At 72.4% G+C, this 21762-nt stretch carries 18 protein-coding genes; 8 read left to right on the top strand and 10 right to left on the bottom strand.

The genetic code is table 11. The annotated features are described in order from the left end of the window. The first annotated feature begins 3 nt into the window (after positions 1 to 3). From B4N89_RS20050 to B4N89_RS20035, 4 genes are read left to right on the top strand one after another with little or no spacing between them, the layout of a single operon-like run. Positions 4 to 717: an energy-coupling factor ABC transporter permease gene (locus B4N89_RS20050; protein WP_078977222.1), complete on the top strand. Its 714-nt coding sequence runs from the start codon at positions 4 to 6 to the stop codon at positions 715 to 717. Next, a complete protein-coding gene (locus tag B4N89_RS20045; RefSeq protein WP_078977221.1) occupies positions 714 to 1097 on the top strand; it encodes an energy-coupling factor ABC transporter substrate-binding protein in 384 nt (127 codons plus the stop codon). Before B4N89_RS20050 ends, B4N89_RS20045 begins: the two co-directional genes overlap by 4 nt. A 3-nt stretch (positions 1098 to 1100) precedes the next feature. Continuing rightward, positions 1101 to 1844 (top strand): cobalt ECF transporter T component CbiQ, encoded by a 744-nt coding sequence (gene cbiQ / locus B4N89_RS20040; protein ID WP_078977220.1) that lies wholly within the window; start codon positions 1101 to 1103, stop codon positions 1842 to 1844. Beyond that, on the top strand, positions 1841 to 2680 hold the full coding sequence (locus B4N89_RS20035; protein WP_078977219.1) for an energy-coupling factor ABC transporter ATP-binding protein: 840 nt from the start codon (positions 1841 to 1843) through the stop codon (positions 2678 to 2680). Before cbiQ ends, B4N89_RS20035 begins: the two co-directional genes overlap by 4 nt. A gap of 12 nt (positions 2681 to 2692) precedes the next feature. On the opposite strand, the gene B4N89_RS20030 is transcribed toward B4N89_RS20035, so the two are convergent. The 8 genes from B4N89_RS20030 to B4N89_RS19995 form a co-directional block, all read right to left on the bottom strand. After that, positions 2693 to 3802 carry a PP2C family protein-serine/threonine phosphatase gene (locus B4N89_RS20030; protein WP_201260993.1) on the bottom strand — a complete coding sequence of 370 codons (1110 nt, stop codon included), beginning with the start codon at positions 3800 to 3802 and terminating at the stop codon, positions 2693 to 2695. A gap of 55 nt (positions 3803 to 3857) precedes the next feature. Continuing rightward, positions 3858 to 4685 carry an Fpg/Nei family DNA glycosylase gene (locus tag B4N89_RS20025; RefSeq protein WP_078977218.1) on the bottom strand — a complete coding sequence of 276 codons (828 nt, stop codon included), beginning with the start codon at positions 4683 to 4685 and terminating at the stop codon, positions 3858 to 3860. 139 nt (positions 4686 to 4824) lie between these two features. Next, entirely contained in the window at positions 4825 to 5292 is a 468-nt protein-coding gene (locus tag B4N89_RS20020; RefSeq protein ID WP_078977217.1) for a ribose-5-phosphate isomerase, read from the bottom strand. Positions 5293 to 5329: 37 nt separating this feature from the next. Continuing rightward, entirely contained in the window at positions 5330 to 6076 is a 747-nt protein-coding gene (locus B4N89_RS20015) for a hypothetical protein (protein WP_078977216.1), read from the bottom strand. Positions 6077 to 6216: 140 nt separating this feature from the next. After that, entirely contained in the window at positions 6217 to 6813 is a 597-nt protein-coding gene (locus B4N89_RS20010; RefSeq protein ID WP_078979480.1) for a biotin transporter BioY, read from the bottom strand. Positions 6814 to 6950: 137 nt separating this feature from the next. After that, positions 6951 to 8348 (bottom strand): aldehyde dehydrogenase family protein, encoded by a 1398-nt coding sequence (locus tag B4N89_RS20005; RefSeq protein WP_078979479.1) that lies wholly within the window; start codon positions 8346 to 8348, stop codon positions 6951 to 6953. Between the two features lie 119 nt (positions 8349 to 8467). Further along, positions 8468 to 9154: a hypothetical protein gene (locus B4N89_RS20000; protein ID WP_078977215.1), complete on the bottom strand. Its 687-nt coding sequence runs from the start codon at positions 9152 to 9154 to the stop codon at positions 8468 to 8470. A 125-nt stretch (positions 9155 to 9279) separates the two neighbouring features. Then, positions 9280 to 9909 carry a disulfide bond formation protein DsbA gene (locus B4N89_RS19995; RefSeq protein WP_201260868.1) on the bottom strand — a complete coding sequence of 210 codons (630 nt, stop codon included), beginning with the start codon at positions 9907 to 9909 and terminating at the stop codon, positions 9280 to 9282. 239 nt (positions 9910 to 10148) lie between these two features. Here B4N89_RS19995 and pepN (B4N89_RS19990) point away from each other — a divergent pair, with 239 nt between their 5' ends. The 3 genes from pepN (B4N89_RS19990) to B4N89_RS19980 all read left to right on the top strand — a co-directional run bounded on the left by pepN (B4N89_RS19990) (position 10149) and on the right by B4N89_RS19980 (position 16235). Then, positions 10149 to 12692, top strand: coding sequence for an aminopeptidase N (gene pepN / locus B4N89_RS19990; protein WP_078977214.1), 2544 nt, complete (start codon positions 10149 to 10151; stop codon positions 12690 to 12692). Between the two features lie 87 nt (positions 12693 to 12779). Then, on the top strand, positions 12780 to 15326 hold the full coding sequence (gene pepN / locus B4N89_RS19985) for an aminopeptidase N (RefSeq protein WP_078977213.1): 2547 nt from the start codon (positions 12780 to 12782) through the stop codon (positions 15324 to 15326). Between the two features lie 681 nt (positions 15327 to 16007). Further along, entirely contained in the window at positions 16008 to 16235 is a 228-nt protein-coding gene (locus B4N89_RS19980) for a hypothetical protein (RefSeq protein WP_078977212.1), read from the top strand. 82 nt (positions 16236 to 16317) lie between these two features. On the opposite strand, the gene malQ is transcribed toward B4N89_RS19980, so the two are convergent. Further along, positions 16318 to 18492 (bottom strand): 4-alpha-glucanotransferase, encoded by a 2175-nt coding sequence (gene malQ, locus B4N89_RS19975; protein ID WP_235618701.1) that lies wholly within the window; start codon positions 18490 to 18492, stop codon positions 16318 to 16320. A gap of 200 nt (positions 18493 to 18692) precedes the next feature. After that, positions 18693 to 19235, bottom strand: a complete 543-nt coding sequence (locus B4N89_RS19970) for an HNH endonuclease (RefSeq protein WP_078977210.1) — start codon at positions 19233 to 19235, stop codon at positions 18693 to 18695. A 202-nt stretch (positions 19236 to 19437) separates the two neighbouring features. Here B4N89_RS19970 and B4N89_RS19965 point away from each other — a divergent pair, with 202 nt between their 5' ends. Beyond that, positions 19438 to 21633, top strand: a complete 2196-nt coding sequence (locus tag B4N89_RS19965) for a prolyl oligopeptidase family serine peptidase (protein ID WP_078977209.1) — start codon at positions 19438 to 19440, stop codon at positions 21631 to 21633. Positions 21634 to 21762: the final 129 nt, after the last annotated feature.

Below are 21762 nucleotides of genomic sequence, written 5' to 3'. Positions count from 1 at the left end.
CTCATGCATATCGCCGAGGGCTATCTGCCCTGGGAACACGCCGCCGCCTGGGGCGTCGCGTCTGCCCCGTTCGTCGTCCACGGCGCCCGCGCGCTCACCCGCGAGGTGCGCAACCGGCCCGAGAACACCCTGCTGCTCGGCGCGTCCGGCGCCTTCTCGTTCGTGCTGTCCGCGCTGAAGATCCCATCCGTCACCGGTAGTTGCTCGCATCCCACCGGCACCGGTCTGGGCGCCATCCTGTTCCGGCCGCCGATCATGGCGGTGCTCGGCACGATCACCCTGCTCTTCCAGGCGCTGTTGCTCGCCCACGGCGGGTTGACCACGCTCGGCGCGAACGTGTTCTCGATGGCGATCGTCGGCCCCTGGGCCGGCTACGGCGCATATCGACTCGCCCGCTCGCTCCTGGACCGGCGCGGCGGCACCATGCCGCTGGACGTCGCGGTGTTCGCCGGCGCGTTCGTCGCGGACCTGAGCACCTACTGCGTCACCAGCGTGCAACTCGCCCTCGCCTTCCCCGACCCGGACAGCGGATTCCCGGGCGCGCTGGCCAAGTTCGGCGGCATCTTCTCGCTCACCCAGATCCCGCTGGCGATCAGCGAGGGCCTGTTGACGGTCCTGGTGGTGCGCCTGCTGCGGCAGTCCAGTCGCGGTGACCTGATCCGCCTCGGCGTGCTGACCGACGCGCGGCCCGTGCGCGAGGAGGAGAAGAGCAAGTGAAGCGCTCGACGAAGATCAACCTGCTGATCGTGCTGGCCGTGGTGCTGCTCGCGGCGCTGCCCGTGGTGTTCGGCATGGGCGACCACAAGGACGAGCCGTTCGCGGGCGCCGACACCCAGGCCGAGACCGCGATCACCGAGAACGACCCGGACTACGAGCCGTGGTTCAGCCCGCTGTACGAACCGCCGTCCGGCGAGATCGAGTCCGGCCTGTTCGCGCTCCAGGCGGCGCTCGGCGCGGGTGTGGTCGGGTACATGTTCGGCGTCAAGCGCACCCGCCGAAAGCTCGCGCCCGAGGCGAGCGACACCCCCGACGAGCCGGGCCCGGGCCCTGATCCGGCGGCTGCCGCGGAGGGCCCGGTATCGGTCCCGGGTCGCTGATCCGTGCTGCCGATCGACGCGGCGGCGCATGCCAGTGCCTGGCGCCGCCGCCATCCGGCCGACAAGGCCGTGCTCTCCCTCGGGCTGCTCGGGTGCGCGGTGGCGCTGCCGCCGTGGCCCGGCGCGGTGCTGGTCGCGGTCACCGTGCTGGTGATCGCGCTGGGCTTCGCCCGGGTGCCCGCCCGGCGGTTGTGGCGGGCGGCCCGCGCGCCGCTGGGCTTCGCGGTGACCGGTGCGCTGACGCTGCTCGTGTCCATCCGCGCGGACGGTGTCGGCTGGGCGCCGGACGGGCCGCGCCACGCGGGCGAGTTGGTGGCCCGCTCCGGTGCGGCCGGGTTGGCGATGTTGTTGTTCGCGTTCACCACGCCGCTGTCGGACGTGCTGCCCCGGCTGACCCGGGTGGGTGTGCCGGCGGCCGTGGTGGACGTGGCGGCGGTGATGTACCGGATGTTGTTCCTGCTCTACGACACCACCGCCCGGATCAACCAGGCCCAGGCCGGGCGGCTCGGGCATCGCACCCGGCGGGCCCGGTGGCGTTCGGTGGCGGGGCTGGGGTCGGCGGTGTTCGTGCACGCGTTCGCGCGGGCCCGGCGGCTGGAGGAAGGGCTGGCCGGGCGCGGCTACGACGGGCGGTTGCGGGTGCTCGTGGACGAGGTGCCCGTCTCGCGCGGCTTCGTCGCCCGGTCCGTGTTCCTCGTGGCGGCGGTCGTCGTCGCCACTCTTCTCCTGGGATCGGTGATGCCGTGATTCCGCTGCGGGTACGAGAGGTCGGCTACGCCTACGAGGACGGGCCGCCGGTACTGACCGGGTTGTCCCTGGCCGTCCCGGCGGGCCGGGCACTGGCCCTGCTCGGGCCGAACGGCAGCGGCAAGACCACACTGCTGCGGCTGTTGACCGGCGGCCTGGTGCCGGGTTCGGGTCGGGTGGAGCTGCACGGCACGCCGATCCGGCACGACCGCAAGGGACTCGCCGAACTGCGCCGGGTGGTGCAACTGGTCGTGCAGGATCCCGACGACCAGCTGTTCTCCGCGTCGGTGGCCCAGGACGTCTCGTTCGGGCCGCTCAACCTCGGGCTCGCGCCGGACGAGGTGCGCTCGCGGGTGGCCGAGGCGTTGGCCGCGCTCGGCATCGCCGAGCTGGCCGAGCGGCCGGTGCACCTGCTGTCCTTCGGGCAGCGCAAGCGGGTCGCGATCGCCGGCGCGGTCGCCATGCGGCCGCAGGTGCTGGTCCTGGACGAGCCGACGGCGGGCCTGGATCCGGCCGGTCAGGAGGCGCTGCTCGACACGCTCGCCGAGCTGCGTGCGGCCGGGACCACGGTGGTGATGGCCACCCACGACGTGGACCTGGCGCTGCGCTGGGCCGACGACGCGGCCGTGCTCGCCGACGGGCGGCTGCATACCGGGCCGGCCGCGGAGCTGCTCGCGGACACCACGCTGCTGGCCGCCGCGAGCCTGCGGCCGACCTGGGCGCACGCGGTGGCCGCGGTACTGATCGCGCACGGGGTGGCCCCGCCCGGCACGCTGCCCCGGACTCCGGCCGAACTGACCGCCCTGGCGTTGCCCGCGCAGCCGCGTACGCACTGACCGCGGCCGGGTTCAGCGTCGGCGCAGCAGCACCACCGCGCGGTCGTCGCCCACGTTGCGCCCGGCCGCCGCCACGATCCGCCGCGCCGCGTCGTGGAAGTCGTCCCGGACCAGCCGCTCCGCCTCGCCGAGGAACCGGTCGATGCCGGTGGCGATGTCCTCGCCGGGCAGTTCCACCATGCCGTCGGTGAACAGCAGCAGCGCGTCGCCGTGGTCCAGTCGCCCGCGCACCCCCTCGAACGTGGCGTCGTCGAGCACGCCCAGGAGCGGGCCGGCCGCCTCGACCACCCGCCAGCGGCCGGTCTCGGCGATCCAGTGCACACCCGGCGGGTGGCCCGCCGACAACAACTCGTACTCGCCCGACTCCAGGTCGAGCACCACGTGCACCGCCGTCGCGAAGCCCTCGGCCCACTCCTGGCGGAGCAGGTAGTCGTTGGCGGCCGGCAGGAATCCGTGCGGCGGCAGCGATCCGAGCAACCCGCCGAACGCGCCGGAGAGCATCAGCGCCCGCGTCCCCGCGGCCAGCCCCTTGCCGGAGACGTCGACGAGCACCACTTCGAGCATCCGCCCACCGGTCGAACTGCGGGCGGCGACCAGGAAGTCGCCGGAGAACGACTGCCCGCCGGCCGGCCGCAGCACCACCTCGGTGTGCCACTGCGGCGGCAACACCGGCATCTCCCCCTGCGCCCGCAACCGGTCGCGCAGGTCGAACAACATCGACTCGCCGCGCGTCCACTGCACGCCCAGCCGGGTCCGCATCCGGGCCATCAACAACACGATGCCGGCGACCGCCGCGACCACCAGGACGGTGCCGACGGTGACCTCGTCGGGGTCGTGCACCCGGTCCTGCGCGACCAGCACCCCGGCGGTCGCCGCGTAGAGCAGCAGCAGGCTGGGCATGCGCAGCACCAGACCGCCGACCAGGATCGGCAGGACCGGTGCGGTCGCCGGAAACCAGTCGGCGTTCAGGTCGGAGAGCAGCCCGCACGCGGTGACCGCGACCAGCAGACCGGCCAGCGCGAAGCCGTCGGAGGGGAACACCCGATGCCGCAACCAGGCCACGATCCGCCGGCCCCGGCGCACCGCCGCCGCCCGCCGGCCCGTCCGGCTTGCCCGGTTCATCCTGCTCGTCGGCGCGGCCACCCCGCGACACTACCGAACGGGAACCAACCGGAGGTTACGCCGACGGCTGGCAGGTGGGACACCAGAACAGATTCCGCCCGACCAACTCGGCGGTCCGCACCGGGGTTTCACAGATCAGGCAGGGGGCGTCGGTGCGCCGGTATACGTACACCTCGCCGCCGTGGTCGTCCTTGCGCGGCTCGCGACCCATCGCCTCGGGGGTGTGCTCGGGCCGCACCGTGTCGATCCGGCCCAGCCGCACGCCCTCGTGCATCAGCGCCACCAGGTCGGCCCACATCGCGTCCCAGGTGGCCCGCGCCAGCCGTTTGCCCGGCAGCTTGGGATCCACCCCGAAGCGGAACAGCACCTCGGCGCGGTAGACGTTGCCCACACCCGCGAGCACGTCCTGCTCCATCAGCAGCGCGCCGATCGGCTTCGCGCTGCGCTCGATCCGCCGCCAGGCCGCGGCGGGGTCGGCGTCGTCGCGCAGCGGATCGGGGCCGAGCCGGGCGTGTACCGCGTCCTTCTCGGCCCGCTCCAGGAGCCGGCACGCGGTCGGCCCGCGCAGATCCGCCCAACTCGCCCCACCGGGCACCTTCGCGGCCATCCGCAGCCGGACCTGGCCGACCGGCTCCGGCAACTTCTCGCCCTCGCCGAAGGAGAACTGTCCGTAGAGGCCCAGGTGCACGTGCACGAAGCGCTCGCCGGGGAACTCCAGGAACAGGTGCTTCCCGTGCGCGTCGGTATCCACCAGACGCTCCCCGTCGAGCAGCGCGGCGCTCTCCGCGAAGCGCCCCTGCGGACTGCTCAGCCGCAGCGGCACCTCGCCGAAGCGCTCCAGGTGCTCGGCGGCGAGACGGTGAATGGTGTGGCCCTCGGGCACGCGGCCTCCAGCGCTGCGACGGGTGGGGACACGGGCGGTGTGTCGCCCTCCACGCTACCGACCCGCACCGACACGCGGCCGCCCCCGACCGGGCGGACCGATCGGGGGCGGCGGGAGGTGCGGCTGAGCGGGGTGCGGGCTACGGCAGGGCCGGCAGCTCGCCGGTGTTCTCGTACTTGGTCAGCATGGAGATCCGGCGGGTGTGCCGCTCGGCCTCGCTGTACGGGGTGTTCACGAAGACCTCGAGGAACCTGGTCGCGTCGTCCGGGGTGTGCATGCGCGCGCCCATCGAGATCACGTTCGCGTTGTTGTGCTCGCGCGCCAGCGACGCGGTCTCCTCGCTCCACACCAGGGCGCAGCGCACCCCCTTGACCTTGTTCGCCGCGATCGCCTCGCCGTTGCCGGAGCCGCCGAGGACCACGCCCAGGCTGCCGGGGTCGGCCGCGACGCGCTCGCCGGCGCGCAGACAGTACACGGGGTAGTCGTAGGAGTCGGCCTGGACGGCCGGGCCGCAGTCGACGGCCTCGTGGCCGTTGGCGTCGAGCCACGCGATGAGGTGCTGCTTGAGGTCGTAGCCGGCATGGTCGGAGCCGAGGTAAACGCGCATGGGGCGCAGTCTCTCAGGCCCGGTCCCGAACGTCCCGTCAGGGCCGGTATCCACCGGGTGGTGTGTCCGGCGCACCGGTCGGCCGCGGCGGCGCGGTGGGCGGCGGCCCGGCCGGGCGGATGGTGGTCGGCGCGTCGTAGGGGGAGGGTGCGCCGTAGCCGGGGTGGCCGGAGGCGGGTGGGGCGCCGTAGCCGAAGGGCGGGCCGTATCCGCCCGGCGACAGCGGCGAGGCGGGCGGCCCGTGGCTCACCGCCGACCGGTAGACGGCCACCGCCGCCAGGCCGACCAGCCACCCGAGGAGGACGCCGAAGTAGGCCCCGGCCTGCGCGTTGGCCATGACCCGATCGAAGCCGGAGCCCTCGGAAATGGTCACCTCGTCGTCGTTGGCGATGGCGACCACGGTCAGTCCGTTCACGGCGCCGCCGAACACCAGCGAGAACCAGCCGACGACGAACGCGGCGAACCCGCCGGACCGTTCGCCCAGACCCCGCGCACCGAGCGCGAGCACCGCAGCGACCGCCACGAGCAGCAGCGCGAAGCCGACGAATCCGGCGGTGACGTAGCGGGTGGTGAAGGCGAAGCCGAAATCGTCGCCCAGGTCGTCCCGATCCACGATCCACAGCGGATAGCTGACGATGCGCAACAGCGTGGTGTACCACTTGTCGTGGTCGCTGCTCTCCTTCCACGCCTCCTTGAAGACCCACTGGTTGCCCAGACCGGCCACCAGGAGGAAGGCGACGATGGTCCCGCTGACGGCGATGCGCTTGTTTGCCCCCGGTCTCATGACACGAGGTTAGGCGTCCTCGGGCGTGCTGCGCCAAAGAAAACCGGACCCCGTTCTCCCCTGTGGGAAAACGGGGTCCGCGCTTTCGGCGTCCGGCGCCCGACGTCCGGCGCCGGGCGTCCGAAACGAGTGACGAGGCGTCAGCCGCGCCGGCCGACCAGCTTCCAGGCGCTGGGCAGCAGCGCCATCGCCAGCGCGATCTTGACCGCGTCGCCGAAGAGGTAGTTGCGCATGCCGATCTCGTACGCCTGGGACATCGAGATGCCCAGGTCGTGCGCGAGGTAGGTGAGGCCCGCCGCGTAGATCACCGCGTTGCCCAGGAGCATCGTGCCCGCGGTGCGCAGCGGGCTGCGGTCGGTGCCGCGCTGGGCCAGGAAGCCGGCCGCGGTCGCCGCGAGCACCATGCCGAACACGTAGCCCAGGGTCGGGAAACCGGTCCCGGAGGTGCCCTCCGCGAACCAGGGCATCCCGGCCGCGCCCAGGCCCAGGTAGAGCACCATCGCGGCGAGCCCGCGCCAGGCGCCGAGCGCGCTGCCGGCGAGCAGGACGGCGAAGGTCTGGCCGGTCACCGGCACCGGCGAGCCGGGCACCGGGACGGAGATCTGGGCGGCGAGGCCGACGAACGCGGACGCGCCGACGACCAGCGCGGCGTCACGGACGGCCGCGCCGCGAAAGGCGCGGGCCGGGACGAGGTCGGCCAGAACGGGGCGGCGCGTGTCGAGAAGGGCAGTGCTCACAGCGGACTCCACACTCTTGTGTTGCGGGACCCTGTGAACTTAACCAATCGGACATCGAGCGGTCACAGTGGTGCCCGACAACGTACGGATCCGCACTTTGTCGAACACCACCGAACGACCACCAGCGGTGCGGCGGCTCAGAACTGCAGCGCCTTGACCTCCAGGTACTCCTCGAGCCCGTGGCGCCCCAGCTCACGCCCGTTGCCCGACTGCTTGTACCCGCCGAACGGCGCGATCGGGTTGAACGCGCCGCCGTTGATCTCCACCTGCCCGGTACGCAGCCGGCGGGCGAACGCCACCGCCGCCTCCCGGGTCGGCGCCCACACCGCGCCGGACAGGCCGTACGGGGTGTCGTTGGCGATCCGCTCGGCCTCCTCCTCGGTGTCGTAGGCCATGATCGACAACACCGGCCCGAAGATCTCCTCGCGCGCGATGGTCATCTCCGGGGTCACGTCGGTGAACACGGTGGGCCGCACGTGGTAGCCGACCTCGACCCCCTCGGGCAGTTCCGCACCGCCCGTGGCCAGCGTCGCCCCCTCCGCCAGTCCCTTGGCGATGTAGCCGCGCACCCGCTCGAACTGGGTCGCGTTGACCAGCGGGCCGAGCCGCTGCGCCGACGCCTCGGCGGCGGCGGTGGCCACCTCGACCGCGCGCGGCAGGTCGTCGCGGTGCACCAGCATCCGGGTCAGCGCGCTGCACGTCTGGCCGCTGTTGCGGTACGCGCCGTCGACGCCCGCCCGGACCGCCTTGTCCAGATCGGCGCCCGGCAGGATCACATTGGCGGACTTGCCGCCGAGTTCGAGCGCGACCCGCTTGACCGTCGCCGACGCCAACTCCGACACCCGGGTGCCGGCCCGGGTCGAGCCGGTGAACGAGACCATGTCCACGTCCGGGTGCGCCGCGATCGCCTCGCCCACCACCGGACCGGTGCCGGAGACCAGGTTCACCACACCCGGCGGGAAACCCGCGTCGTGCAGGATCTCGAAGAACAGGTGCGCGGCCTGCGGCGCCACCTCGCTGGCCTTGACCACCACGGTGCAGCCCGCGATCAGCGCCGGGGCGAGCTTGTTGGTGATCTGGTGCAGCGGGTAGTTCCACGGCGTGATCGCGCCGACCACGCCGACCGGTTCGCGCACCACCAGCGAGGTCCCGGCGTGCTCCTCCCACGGGAACTCCTCGGCGAGCGCGATGTAGCTCGCGAGCACCGTCAGCGGCAGGCCGACCTGCACCCGCGAGGCCAGCCAGGCCGGCGCGCCCATGTCCGCGGTGATCACCTCGGCCATCGCGTCCGTGCGCTCCGCGAGCAGGTCCCGGGCCTTGGTCAACAACGCGGCCCGCTCGGCCGGGGCGGTCGCGGCCCAGCCGGGGAAGGCCCGCCGGGCCGCGGCCACGGCAAGGTCCACGTCGGCGGGTGTGCACTGCGGCACCGTCGCCACGACCTGTTCGGTGTTGGGGTCGACGACGTCGATGGTCTCGGTGGACGAAGGCGCCGTCCACGCGCCGTCGATGTAGATGGTGTCGTAAGCCTTGCTCATGCCGCCGGACTCCTCGCCGTTCGCCGCTGGTGACCTCCCTCGAGCGTACGGCGACGCGGATGCGATCCCCAGCGCCGGCCCGAGCGGTGCCGCGACCGGCCCGAGCGGGCGGGCGCCGGTCAGCCCGTCGGCCCGTTCGAGGTCCACACCAGTTCGCCGCTGTGTCCGGTGACCGGGAACTCCCGGGCAAGGCCCACCTCGTGCAGGTGGGCGAGCGGGGTGAACGACATCCCGTACTCGTCCTTGTCCTTGTCGAAGCCCCAGTCCTTGTACACCTCGACCCGGTATACAAGCCGCACGTCGGGCAACACCGGCGAGCCGGGGAGCGCGGTCGTCCCGGGCAGCACCTCGATCCGGCCGGTGATCCGGTACTGCAGACCGCGCATCGCCAGCCACCAGTCCGTGTCGTCCGCGCGTCGGATGAGCACCCCGTGCCAGTGCGTGGTGGTCTCGAAGACGCTCTCCGTGCCCTCGCTGTCGTGCCACCGGATCGCCGCGAGCGCCCACCACTCCTCGAAGTGGGTGAGCGCCGCGCGGCGAAACGGCTTGGCCCGCAGCGGCTGGGCCGGGTCGATCACGAACGGCGCGCCGCGGCCGAGCAGGTAGTGCCGCAGCGAGGCGGCGCCGGTCCGCAGCCCCACCAACCGCCACAGCGGAACCAGCGCGCGCAGCCCCAGGGCCAGCGCACGATCGCGCCACCGGGGCATGCGGGACGCGTAGGGGGCGTTGCCGTTGGGTGTGCGCGGATCCGGCCGCCCGGTTCGGGAGGTGTGGATCACGCTGCTCTGGCGTTCCGGAGCCGTCATTTATCCAGATTAATTAGCTTTGTTTACTTTGTAGTCGATGGCGAGCCGGAATCGACGGGTTTCATCCGGTCAGTCGAAACCGCCGGCGGCCGGTGCGAACCGCCGATCCCGGCCCGGCCGGATCGTCAGTCGAAGATCGGCCCCTGGTCCCGGGAGCGCTTGATCTCGAAGAATCCGGGGGTGCCCGCGACCAGCACCACACCGTCCCACAGCCGGCCCGCGTCCTCGCCCTTGGGCGCCGGGGTCACCACCGGGCCGAAGAAGGAAACGCCGTTGACGCTGATCACCGGGGTGCCGACGTCCATGCCCACCCGGTCCATGCCGTCGTGGTGCGACTTGATCAGCGCCTCGTCGTACTCGGTCGAGTCGGCCGCGTCGGCGAGATCGGTGGGCAGCCCGGCCTCGGTCAGCGCCGCCTCGATCATCTCGCGCGAGAACTCCTCGCCGCCCGGGTGCCGACGGGTGCCGAGCGCCGTGTACAGCGGCAGCAGTACCTCGTTGCCGAACCGCTGCTCGGCGGCGATGCACACCCGCACCGGCCCCCAGCCGCGCTCCAGCATCTCCTTGTACGCCTCGGGTATGTCCTCCCGACCGCTGTTGAGCACCGACAGGCTCATCACGTGCCACCGCACGTCCACGGGGCGGATCTTCTCCACCTCGAGCATCCAGCGCGACGTCATCCACGCCCACGGACACAGCGGGTCGAACCAGAAGTGCGCGACGTCGCGGGGGGAGCCGTTGTCCTTGGTGGTCACTGCGGAGTTCCTCTCGGTCCTGATATCCGGTCGGGCAAAGTTGCGTCCGGTTCCGCCCGGTTCGCGATGCGGTACGCCCGGCCGACGACGAGCGCGGTTCGGACATACCGACGACCGCATGGCGGGCGTCGCCTGTGCAACCGGCGACCGCGACCCGCCATTCCCGAACAACCGGGCCGACAGGCGCGCCCGCGCCGTGAAAGGATCGCCGGGACCGCAGCCAACCAGGGAGTGATCCAGTGCCCGGCAGGAATCTGACCCGCGAGGAGGCCCGCGAGCGGGCCCGGATCCTGAGCGTCGAGGACTACGACGTCAGGCTCGACGTCAGCACCGACAGCACGGAGACGTTCCACTCCGAGACGGTGCTCCGTTTCGGATGCCGAGAGGCGGGTGCGGCCACGTTCGTGGACCTGCTCGCCCCGGAAGTACACGAGGTCGTGCTCAACGGCCGGGTACTCGATCCCGCCGAGGTCTTCGACGGCACCCGCGTACTGCTGACCGACCTCGTCGAGGGCGCCAACGAACTGCGCGTACTCGCCTCGTGCGCCTACAGCCGCACCGGCGAGGGTCTGCACCGCTTCGTCGACCCGGTCGACGATCGCGTCTACCTCTACACCCAGTACGAACCGGCCGACTCGCGCCGGGTGTTCGCCAACTTCGAGCAGCCCGACCTCAAGGCCTCGTTCCGGTTCTCGATCACCGCCCCGGCCGACTGGCGGGTGGTGTCGAACTCGACCACCCCCACCCCGGAGCCGGTCCGCGACGGGGTGGCCCGCTGGGACTTCGCCCCCACGCCGCGGATCTCCACCTACCTGACCGCGATAGTCGCCGGTCCGTACCACGCGGTCTTCGACAGCTACACGAGCGAGGCCGGCCTGGTCGTCCCGCTCGGCGGCTTCTGCCGCGCGTCGCTGGCCGAGTCGTTCGACCACGAGGAGATCTTCGCGGTCACCAAGCAGGGCCTGGACCTGTTCCACGACCGGTTCGGCTTCCCCTACCCGTTCGGGAAGTACGACCAGCTCTTCGTGCCCGAGTACAACCTCGGCGCGATGGAGAACCCGGGCGCGGTCACCTTCACCGAGGAATACGTCTTCCGCTCCAAGGTCACCGACTCCGCGTACGAGGGCCGCGCCAACGTGCTCCTGCACGAGATGGCGCACATGTGGTTCGGCGACCTGGTCACCCCGCGCTGGTGGGACGACCTGTGGCTGAAGGAGTCCTTCGCGGACTTCATGGGCTCCTACGCGCAGGGCGCGGCGACCCGCTGGACCGACGCCTGGACCAGCTTCGCCGCCCGCCGCAAGGACTGGGCGTACCGCCAGGACCAGTTGCCCACCACCCACCCGATCGTGGCGGTGATCAACGACCTGGAGGACGCCAAGCTCAACTTCGACGGGATCACCTACGCCAAGGGCGCCTCGGTGCTCAAGCAGCTGGTCGCCTACGTCGGCGAGGACGAGTTCTTCGCGGGCGCCCGGTCCTACTTCCGCACGCACGCCTGGGGCAACACCACCCTCGCCGACTTCCTCACCGCCCTGGAGGAGACCTCCGGCCGGGACCTGAAGTCCTGGTCGGCGGACTGGCTGGAGACCTCCGGCGTCAATACGCTGCGGCCGGCGATCGAGACCGACGCCGACGGGGTGATCACCTCCTTCGCCGTGCTCCAGGAGGCCGCGCCGGGCTTCCCGACGCTGCGCCCGCACCGGATCGCGATCGGCCTGTACGACGGCGCCGAGCGCGTCGCCCGGGTCGAGGTGGACGTGGTGGGCGCGCGCACCGAGGTACCGGCGCTGGTCGGCCGCGTCCGCGCCCCGCTGATCCTGCTCAACGACGACGACCTCACCTACGCGAAGGTGCGCTTCGACCCCGAGTCGTGGCGGACCCTGCTCGACTCGCTCGGCACGATCGACTCCTCGCTGGCCCGCGCGCTGTGCTGGGGCGCGGCGTGGGACATGACCCGCGACGGCGAGCTGTCCGCCCGCGACTACCTGGACCTGGTGCTGCGGCACGCCGGCCGGGAAAGCGACGTGGGCGTGGTGCAGAAGCTGCACACCCAGGTCAAGACCGGCCTGGACCACTACACCGATCCGGCGTTGCGGGCCGAGGCGCTGCACCGGCTCGCGACCGGCGCCGCCGAGGAGCTGCGGGCCGCGCCGGCCGGCGGCGACCACCAGTTGGCCTGGGCCCGCTGCCTGGCCTCGGCCTCCGCGACGCCCGACGAACTCGCCTTCCTGCGCGAGCTGTTGTCCGGCGGGCAGGAGGTCCCCGGGCTGGCCATGGACACCGAGCTGCGCTGGGCCATGTTGCGCGCGCTGTGCGCGGGCGGCGCCGCCGACGAACCCGAGATCGCCGCCGAACTCGGGCGCGACGGCACCGCCGCGGGCCGGCGGCACGCGATCGAGTGCCGCGCCGCACGGCCCACCGCCGAGGCCAAGGCCGAGGCCTGGCACCTGGCGGTCGACAGCGACGAACTGCCCAACGCCACGCTCGGCGCGGTGATCGCCGGCTTCGCCACCGCCGGCCAGGAGGAGCTGACCGACCCGTACGTCGACCGCTACTTCGCCGCCCTGACCCCGGTCTGGCGGGACCGCTCGATCGAGATCGCGCGGCGCATCGTGGTCGGCCTGTACCCGTCGGGCCGGATCGACCCCGACACGCTGCGCCGCACCGACGAGTGGCTGGCCGCCGCCGAACCGGTGCCGGCCCTGCGCCGCCTGGTCCTGGAATGCCGCGACGACGTGGCCCGCGCCCTCCGAGCGCGCGGGCGCGACCGGCGCAACTGAAGTCCTCCCGGACCCCGCCGCCGACCGCGGCGGGGCCCGGTCCGTCGGCCGCCATCCCGGCGGCGCCCATCCCACAAGGAGCGCAGCGTGCCCGGTACCAACCTGACGCGTGACGAGGCCCGCGAGCGGGCCCGGATCCTCACCGTCGACTCCTACGACGTCACCCTCGACCTGACCGGCACCGGGGCGACGTTCCCGTCCACGACCGTGGTGCGGTTCGGGTGTACCGAGCCCGGCGCGGCGACCTTCGTCGATCTGATCGCCCCCGAGGTGCGGGAGATCACCCTCAACGGCAAGGCGCTCGACGTCGACGCCGTGTTCGCGGACAGCCGGATCGCGCTCGCCGACCTGGCCGAGAGCAACGAGCTGCGTGTGGTGGCGTCCTGCGCCTACATGAACACCGGCGAGGGCCTGCACCGCTTCGTCGACCCGGTCGACGGGAAGACCTACCTCTACACCCAGTTCGAGGTGGCCGACGCCCGCCGGGTGTTCGCCAACTTCGAACAGCCCGACCTCAAGGCCACGTTCGCGTTCACCATCACCGCGCCGAGCGACTGGGAGGTGGTCTCCTGCTCGCCCACCCCCGAGCCGACGGCGGGCGCCGACGGCGCCTCGGTGTGGGCGTTCGAGCCGACCCCCCGGATCTCCACCTACATCACCGCACTGGTCGCGGGCCACTACCACGCGGTCCACGACGCCTACACCGCCGCCGACGGCACGGTGGTGCCGCTCGGCGTGTACTGCCGCGCCTCGCTCGCGCCGCACCTGGACGCGGACGCCATCTTCGACGTCACCAAGCAGGGCTTCGACTACTTCCTGAAGCAGTTCGACTTCCCGTACCCGTTCGCGAAGTACGACCAGCTCTTCGTGCCGGAGTACAACGCGGGCGCGATGGAGAACGCGGGCTGCGTGACGATCCTGGAGGACTACGTCTTCCGCTCCAAGGTCACCGACGCGTCCTACGAGACGCGGGCCGAGACCATCCTGCACGAGCTGGCGCACATGTGGTTCGGCGACCTGGTCACCATGCAGTGGTGGGACGACCTGTGGCTGAACGAGTCGTTCGCCACCTACGCGTCGGTGCGCTGCCAGGCCGAGGTGACCCGCTGGTCGCACGCGTGGGCCACGTTCGGCAACAAGATGAAGACGTGGGCCTACCGGCAGGACCAACTGCCGTCCACCCACCCGATCTTCGCCGACATCCGGGACCTGGAGGACGTCGAGGTCAACTTCGACGGCATCACCTACGCCAAGGGCGCCTCGGTGCTCAAGCAGTTGGTCGCCTACGTCGGCAGCGAGAACTTCTTCGCCGGTGTGCGGGCCTACTTCAAGAAGCACGCGTGGGGCAACAGCCGGTTGGCCGACCTGCTCGGCGCGCTGGAGGAGACCTCCGGCCGGGACCTGAAGGCGTGGTCGCGCGAGTGGTTGGAGACCGCGGGCGTGAACACGCTGCGGCCCGAGATCTCGCTCGGCCCGGACGGCGTGATCACCTCCTTCGCGGTGCTCCAGGAGGCTCCGGAGGCGTGGCCGACGCTGCGCTCGCACCGCATCGCGATCGGCTTCTACGACCGCACCGACGCGGGCCTGGTGCGCACCCACCGGCTGGAGCTGGACATCGCCGGCGCGCGCACCGAGGTCGCGGAACTGGTCGGGCGCGTCCGGCCGGACGTGGTGCTGCTCAACGACGACGACCTGACCTACACCAAGATCCGGCTCGACGAGCAGTCGCTGGCCTGCGTCACCGAGGCGATCGGCGAGTTCGTCGAGCCGCTGCCGCGCGCGTTGTGCTGGGCCGCGGCATGGGACATGACCCGCGACGCGGAGATGGCGGCGAGCGACTACCTCAAGCTGGTGCTGGCCGGCGCGGGCAGCGAGCGGGACATCAACATCGTCCAGTCGCTCCAGCGCCAGGTCACCAGCGCATTGGAGCTCTACGTCGACCCGGCGCGTCGCGAGCGCTCGTTGGCCGAACTCGCGGTCGCGGCCGAGCGGTTCCTGCGGGCGGCCGAGCCGGGCAGCGACCACCAGTTGGCCTGGACCCGCTGCCTGGCGACGGTGGCCGCGCGACCGGACCACCTGGCGATCCTGCGCGGCCTGCTCGACGGCACCGAGACGGTCGAGGGCCTGGCGATCGACGCGGACCTGCGCTGGACGCTGCTGCTGCGGCTGTCGGCGACCGGCGGGGCGAGCGAGGCCGACGTACTGGCCGAACTGGAGCGCGACTCCACCGCGGCCGGCCGGCGCTACGCGGAAGCGGCCCGCGCGGCCCGCCCGACCGCCGAAGCCAAGGACGCGGCATGGGCGGCGGTGGTCGAATCCGACACCCTCCCGAACGCCACCCAGGCAGCGGTGATCGGCGGCTTCGTCCAGCCCGCCCAACGGGACCTGCTCGCCACGTACACGGAACGCTACTTCGACGCGATCGCCGACGTCTGGGCCACCCGCACCAACGAAATCGCCCAACAAATCGTCATCGGCCTCTACCCGACCCTCCAGGTCACCGAAGACACCCTCAACCGCACGGACGCCTGGCTGGCCGGCGCAGACCACCCGGCCGGCCTCCGCCGCCTGGTCCTGGAAAGCCGAGACGGCGTAGCCCGAAGCCTCCGAGCCCAATCCCGAGACACCCACTAACCCCCAAAGACACCCCCAAACAACTCGCCCCACCCCAAGACCCACCAACCCAAACCCACCCCACCAGCCACCAGGCCCCCCACTCAGCCCGCCCGGCACTTGACCCCAAACAACCCAACCAACACTCAACCCCACCCAGCCCGGCCGGCGCTTGAGCCCACTCAGCCCGGCCGGCGCCTGGGGCCACTCAGCCCGGCCGACGCTTAGGGCCACTCAGCCCGGCCGGCGCATAAGGCCAAGCAACCCGACCAACACTCGAGCCCACCGAGCCCAACCGACGCTTGAGCCCACTCAGCCCGGCCGGCGCTCGAGGCCAAGCAACCCAACCGACGCTCGAGCCCACTCAGCCCGGCCGGCGCATGAGCCCACCCAGCCCGGCCGGCGCTCGAGGCCAAGCAACCCAACCAACGCTCAAGCCCATCCAGCCCCAAGCGACGCTCGAGCCCACTCAGCCCGGCCGGCGCATGAGGCCAAATAGCCCGGCCGGCGTTTGAGGCCACTCAGCCCGGCCGGCGCATGAGGCCAAATAGCCCGGCCGGCGTTTGAGGCCAATCAGCCCAGCCGGCGCTTGAGGCCAAGTAGCCCGGCCGGCGTTTGAGGCCACCGGACCGGAGGTCGGCCCACCCCGAAAGGGTCAACCCGGTGCGCACCCCACCGCACCGGCCAGGTAGCGTAACCCCCGTGGTGAACAGGAATGCACTTCGCGCCGGGGCCGTGTCGGCCGTTGTCACGCTCATGTCGCTGATCTCGGCGCCCGCCTTCGCGAACATCCGCGACGACGGCGACGACCCGGGCGCAAGCATGGGCCTCGGCACGACGCTGGCCGTCTTCGTCGGCATCCCGATCCTGGCGTTCGTACTCATCGCGGGCCTCGTGATGCTCCCGGACATCATCAAAAAGAAGCGCTGACCCTCCGCCGAAGCCGCCGACCGGGCCCACGCCCACTCGGCGGCTTCCGCACGTGCGCGGCCGCGACGCTCCCGCCCGCGCGCTAGCGACCCCGCAGCGCCCGCGCCAACGACACCGCGCGCGGATCCACCGGCAGGTCCTCCAGACAGACCCGCCGCCCCTCGCCGTCGGCGACCGGCAGCAGCCAGTTCGGATACTCGGTCGAGGTGCCCGGCAGGTTCTGCGGCCGCCGATCGCCCACCCCGTCCGGCAGCCACACCCCCAGCAGCCGGCACGGCGCGGCCGCGAGCAGCCGATGCAGCGCCTCGACCGTCTCCCGCTCGCCCGCGCCCGGCCGCAGATACCCGCGCCGGCGCAGCAGTTCGAGCCACTGCTCGCGGTCGGCCAGATCCTCGGCCCGCTCCACCTCCACGTCCCGCACCAACAGGTGCAGCCGCTCCCACAGGTCGATGTGCTCCCCCGCCAGCCGGGCCGCGGTGGGCGGCAGATCGTGCGTGGTCACCGTCGCCAGCGAACTCGCCCGCCACTGCTCGGGCGGCAGCGGCCGGCCCTTGTCGTCGCGCTCGAACCACAACACCGAGGTGCCCAGGATCCCGCGCTCGGCGAGATAGGTGCGCACCCACGGCTCCACCGTGCCCAGGTCCTCGCCGATCACCACCGCGCCCGCGCGATGCGCCTCCAGGGCCAGGATGCCGACCATGGCCTCGTGGTCGTAGCGCACATAGGCGCCCTCGGCGGGGCTGTTGCCCTTCGGCACCCACCAGAACCGGAACAGCCCGAGCACGTGGTCCACCCGCACCGCGCCCGCGTGCCGAAAAACCGCGCGCAGCAGTTCCCGGTACGGCGCATAGCCGGCCTCGGCCAACCGCTGCGGATGCCAGGGCGGCTGGTTCCAGTCCTGCCCGATCTGGTTCATCGCGTCCGGCGGCGCCCCGCCCGTCGCCCCGAGCGCCAGCACCCCGCCGCCCCGGGTCGAGCCGAGCACCCACGCGTCAGCCCCGTCGGGGTGCACGCCCACCGCGAGGTCGTGCACCACGCCCACCGGCATGCCCGCCCGGGTCGCGGCCTCCTGCGCGGCGCGCAGCTGATCGGCCAGCACCCACTGGGTCCAGCGGTGGAAGTCGACCGTCCCGGCCAGCCGTTCGCGCGCCGCGGCGACCTCGGCCGAGTCCGGGTCGTGCAGTTCCTCGGGCCAGTCGCGCCAGGTCGGGCCGTACTCCTCGACCAGCGCACACCAGGTGGCGAAGTCGGTCAGCCACTGGCCCTCACGCGCGATGAACGCCCGGTAGTCGGCGTCGCGCCCCAGACTCCGCGGCACCTTGTGGACCAGCGCGAGGGCGGCCCGCTTGGCCGTGCGGACCGCGTCCCGGTCCAGTCGATCCGCGCCGTCCGACCCGTCGCCCGCCGAGGCCCGCAACTCCTCGGCGACGGCCCGCTCGACCGGGCTCAGATACGCGAACTCGGGCACGGCCTCGACCCGCACGTACATCGGATCCGGAAAGCGACGGCTCACCGGCAGATACGGCGAGGCCTCCACCGGCAGCACCGGCGAAGCCGCGTGCAGCGGGTTGACCAGTACGAACCCGGCCCCCTGCGCACGCGCCGACCAGGTGGCCAGGTCGGCCAGGTCGGCCAGGTCGCCGATGCCCCACGAGCGGCGCGAGGGCAGCGAGTAGAGCTGGACCATGTAGCCCCACGACCGCTCCGCCGGCACGGGCAGCACGGCCGGGGTGATCGCGATCGCACACGACGCGTACACCCCCTCGCCGTCCGCACTCGCCACGCCACCCGAGCCCAACGACTCCTCCGGCGCGGGCGAGCAGCGCGCGTGCAGGGTGTGCCAGCCCAGCGGCAGGTCGGAGGGGATGCGGTGGGCCCCGATCGGGTCACCCCCCGGGCCGGGCCCCGGGCCGGGACCGACGTCGCGCCGGATCCCGCCGTCCTCCAGTTCGATCCACAACTCGACCCGGTGTCCCACCGGCACATTGACCGTGAAGCCGGCCGCGCGGCCCGCCCGCAGCACCAGCACCGGAGGCAGCAGCCGGGTCCGGCGCGCCTCGTCCTGGGCCGCCAGCGCGGCCCGGGCCGCCTCGGGCGTCGACGCGTCCACCCCGAGTGCGCCGAGCACCGCTATCACCGTCGCGGGGGCGGCGTACACGGCCTCGCCGCGCCACCCCTCGTACTCCGTGGCCACCCCGAACGCGGAGGCGAGCCGGACCAATTCGGGGGACAACTGCGATACGCGTGGTTCCTCCATGCCCGCGAGCATCGCACCCGAACGGCCCGGCTGTCGGCGTGTTCGCCGCGGACGCGAGCGGGTGTGTCGAAACCCGACCGCGGCGCGGGGACACGTCGAAACGCGGCGGGGAACCCGTCGAAGCGCAGAGTGTTCGCGCAACGCGGCACCCTGCCGAAACGCGAACGGCGACGGGCTCCCCTGGGGAAATCCGCCGCCGTCTAGGCGCTCGCGACCTGGTCGAAATGGTCGAAGCCCGCTTCCTGCGCACCGTACGGCGCCAGGTAGGGCTCCCAGCGTGGATCGCGGAACCCGGTACCGAGGATCCGCCACGCCAGGCCGGTGGGTTGGGATGGTGGGCGCGGCATTCGCCAGCCCAGTTCGGCGATGTAGCGGTCGCTCTTGACGTGATTGCAGCGACGACACGCCGAGACCACGTTGTCCCACGTGTGCCGGCCACCGCGGCTGCGGGGGACGACGTGGTCGACGCTGGTGGCGGCGCTTCCGCAGTAGACACAACGCCCTCCGTCGCGGGCGAACAGCGCGCGGCGGGTGAGCGGGACCTGGCCCCGAAAGGGGATTCGGACAAAACGGGTCAGCCTGATGACACTGGGTACGGGAATCTCGGTGGTGGCGCTGTGCAGGATGGTGCCTGTCTCTTCCAGGCACATTGCCTTGTCGTTCAGCACGAGAATCAGTGCGCGGCGAACGGGCACCACGCACAGGGGCTCGTACGACGCGTTGAGGACCAGCGAATGCGGCACGTATGCCTCCCTGTGACGCCGACAGCGCGTGGCTCGCGCCGGGGACGATCGGCCTCCAGTGTCCATGGCGGGATACCCCACGCGCTACCAGGAATCGACAAGGTCACACAGCGTTCACCTGCACGAGTGGCCGCTCGTGTTGGATCGGTGACCGTGCGCAGCGTGCGAACGCGCGATGGGCGTGGGCGTCTAGGGTGCGCCCATGACGCGCTCTGTGCAGCCCGCGGAACACGCCCCCCACGAGATCCCCCTCGCCCCCGCCGCCGCCCGTGGCGACACGGTCGACGTGCTGTTCGGTCGCCCCGTGCCGGATCCCTATCGCGCCTTGGAGGACCCGGACGCGCCGGCCACCCGCGCCTGGTCCGCCGCACAGGACGAGTGGTTCCACAGCCATGTGGACCATCTGGCCGGACGCGATCGGCTGCGGGCGCGCCTGGACGAACTGTTCGCCACCGGGTCGACGGGGCTGCCCTGTTGGCGCGGCGGGCGGCACTTCCTGCTCCGCCGCGACCCGGGGCGCGAGCACGGCGTGTTGTTCGTGGTCGAGGCGGACGGGAGCGAGCGGGAGCTGGTGGACCCGATCGCGATCGACCCGGGCGGCACCACCACGCTCGACCAGTGGGTGCCCTCCGACGAGGGCGACCGGCTGGCGTATCTGCTCTCCACCGGCGGGGACGAGGAGTCGCGCCTGTACGTGCTCGACGTCGCCGACGGCACCCGGATCGAGGGCCCGATCGACCGGATGCGGGACACCTCGATCGCCTGGCTCCCCGGCGGCGAGGCGTGTTACCTGGTGCGCCGACTGCCGCCGGAGGCGGTACCCGAGGGCGAGGAGCAGCACCACCGCCGGGTGTACCTGCACCGGATCGGCACGGATCCGGCCGACGACGTGGAGGTGTTCGGCGCGGGCGCCGATCCGGGCACCTACTTCGGCGTCGGGGTCAGCCGGGACGGCCGTTGGCTGAGCGTGTCCTCCTTCTCGGGCACCGCGCCGCGCAACGACCTGTGGCTGGCCGATCTGCGCGCGGGACCGCCGGAGCGGCCGGTGCTGCGACCGGTGACCGTGGGACTGGACGCGCTCACCGGGGTGCGGGTGGGCCGCGACGGACGGCTGTACGTGTTCACCGATCTGGACGCGCCGCGCGGCCGGCTGTGCGTGGCCGATCCGGCGGCGCCCGGGCCCGAGGGCTGGCGCGACCTGATCGCCGAGGAGCCGGACGCGGTACTGACGGGCTTCGCGATCCTGGACGGACCGCAGGCGCCCCGACCGACGCTGCTGGTCGCTCGGACCCGGCACGCGGTGGGCGAACTGGCCGCGTACGACCCGGCCGACGGGCGGTTGCTGGGCCGGCCGAGCCTGCCCGGCGGCTCGCCCGGATCCATCGGCGGCCTCGCCGAACACCCCGAGGGCGGACACGAGGCGTGGTTCGGCTGGTCGGACTACACCGCCCCGTCGGCGGTGTTGCGCTACGACGCGCGTACCGGGGCGATCGACACCTGGGCCACCGCGCCCGGCACCGCGACGCTGCCCGACGTACACGTGCGCCAGGAGACGTACCGCTCGGCCGACGGCACCACGGTGCGCATGTTCGTGATCGCGCCGACCGCCGAACCGGACCGCCCCCGGCCCGCCGTGCTCTACGGGTACGGCGGCTTCGGCATCTCGCTCGGCCCCGCCTACTCGGCGGGCGTACTCGCCTGGGTGGAGGCCGGCGGGGTGTACGCGATCGCCAACCTGCGCGGCGGCGGCGAGGAGGGCGAGCAGTGGCATCGAGCGGGCATGCGCGGGCACAAGCAACACGTGTTCGACGACTTCCACGCCGCCGCGGAGCACCTGGTCGCCCGCGGGTGGACCACGTCCGACCGGCTCGCCGCGTCCGGCGGCTCCAACGGCGGACTGCTCGTCGGCGCCGCGCTGACCCAGCGGCCCGAGTTGTACGCGGCCGTGGCCTGCTCGATGCCGCTGCTCGACATGGTCCGCTACGAGCGCTTCGGCCTGGGGCGGTTGTGGTCCGACGAGTACGGCACCGCCGACGTGGCGGAGGAACTGCTCTGGCTGCTGGGCTACTCGCCCTATCACCACGTGCGCCCGGGTGTGGCGTATCCGGCGGTGCTGTTCACCGTGTTCGACGGGGACAGCCGGGTGGATCCGCTGCACGCGCGCAAGATGTGCGCGGCCCTGCAACACGCGAGCACGAGCGGGCGCCCGGTGCTGCTGCGGGCCGAGGCCGAGGTGGGCCACGCGGCCCGCTCGGTCACCCGCACGGTCGAACTGACCGTGGACACCCTCTCCTTCCTGGCCGCGCACACCGGCCTCGATCCGGATGGGCCCGGCTCCGCGCCGGCCGGGCTCGGGCACGGCCTCGGGTACGGGATCGACGAAGGCGGGGATCGGTGACATAGCGGTGATTCACGACGAAAGGCGCGAAGGAGAGCTATCGCACGAGTGCCCTCGGCCTCGTGACTACTGTGGGACGCGGGTCCCCGGTCGCGGGGAGATCGTCCCCCGCTCGTCGTCCGAAAGGTC

It is taken from the genome of Embleya scabrispora, from assembly GCF_002024165.1.
GTDB classification, from domain to species: domain Bacteria; phylum Actinomycetota; class Actinomycetes; order Streptomycetales; family Streptomycetaceae; genus Embleya; species Embleya scabrispora_A.
This window is presented reverse-complemented; position numbering and strand designations above follow the sequence as displayed.

Coding starts and splice junctions, on each gene's coding strand:
- B4N89_RS20050 (WP_078977222.1), top strand. CDS start 4: ATGCATATCGCCGAGGGCTATCTGCCCTGGGAACACGCCGCCGCCTGG.
- B4N89_RS20030 (WP_201260993.1), bottom strand. CDS start 3,802: ATGAACCGGGCAAGCCGGACGGGCCGGCGGGCGGCGGCGGTGCGCCGG.
- B4N89_RS20020 (WP_078977217.1), bottom strand. CDS start 5,292: ATGCGCGTTTACCTCGGCTCCGACCATGCCGGCTACGACCTCAAGCAG.
- B4N89_RS20015 (WP_078977216.1), bottom strand. CDS start 6,076: ATGAGACCGGGGGCAAACAAGCGCATCGCCGTCAGCGGGACCATCGTC.
- B4N89_RS20005 (WP_078979479.1), bottom strand. CDS start 8,348: ATGAGCAAGGCTTACGACACCATCTACATCGACGGCGCGTGGACGGCG.
- B4N89_RS20000 (WP_078977215.1), bottom strand. CDS start 9,154: ATGACGGCTCCGGAACGCCAGAGCAGCGTGATCCACACCTCCCGAACC.
- malQ (WP_235618701.1), bottom strand. CDS start 18,492: ATGGAGGAACCACGCGTATCGCAGTTGTCCCCCGAATTGGTCCGGCTC.
- B4N89_RS19965 (WP_078977209.1), top strand. CDS start 19,438: ATGACGCGCTCTGTGCAGCCCGCGGAACACGCCCCCCACGAGATCCCC.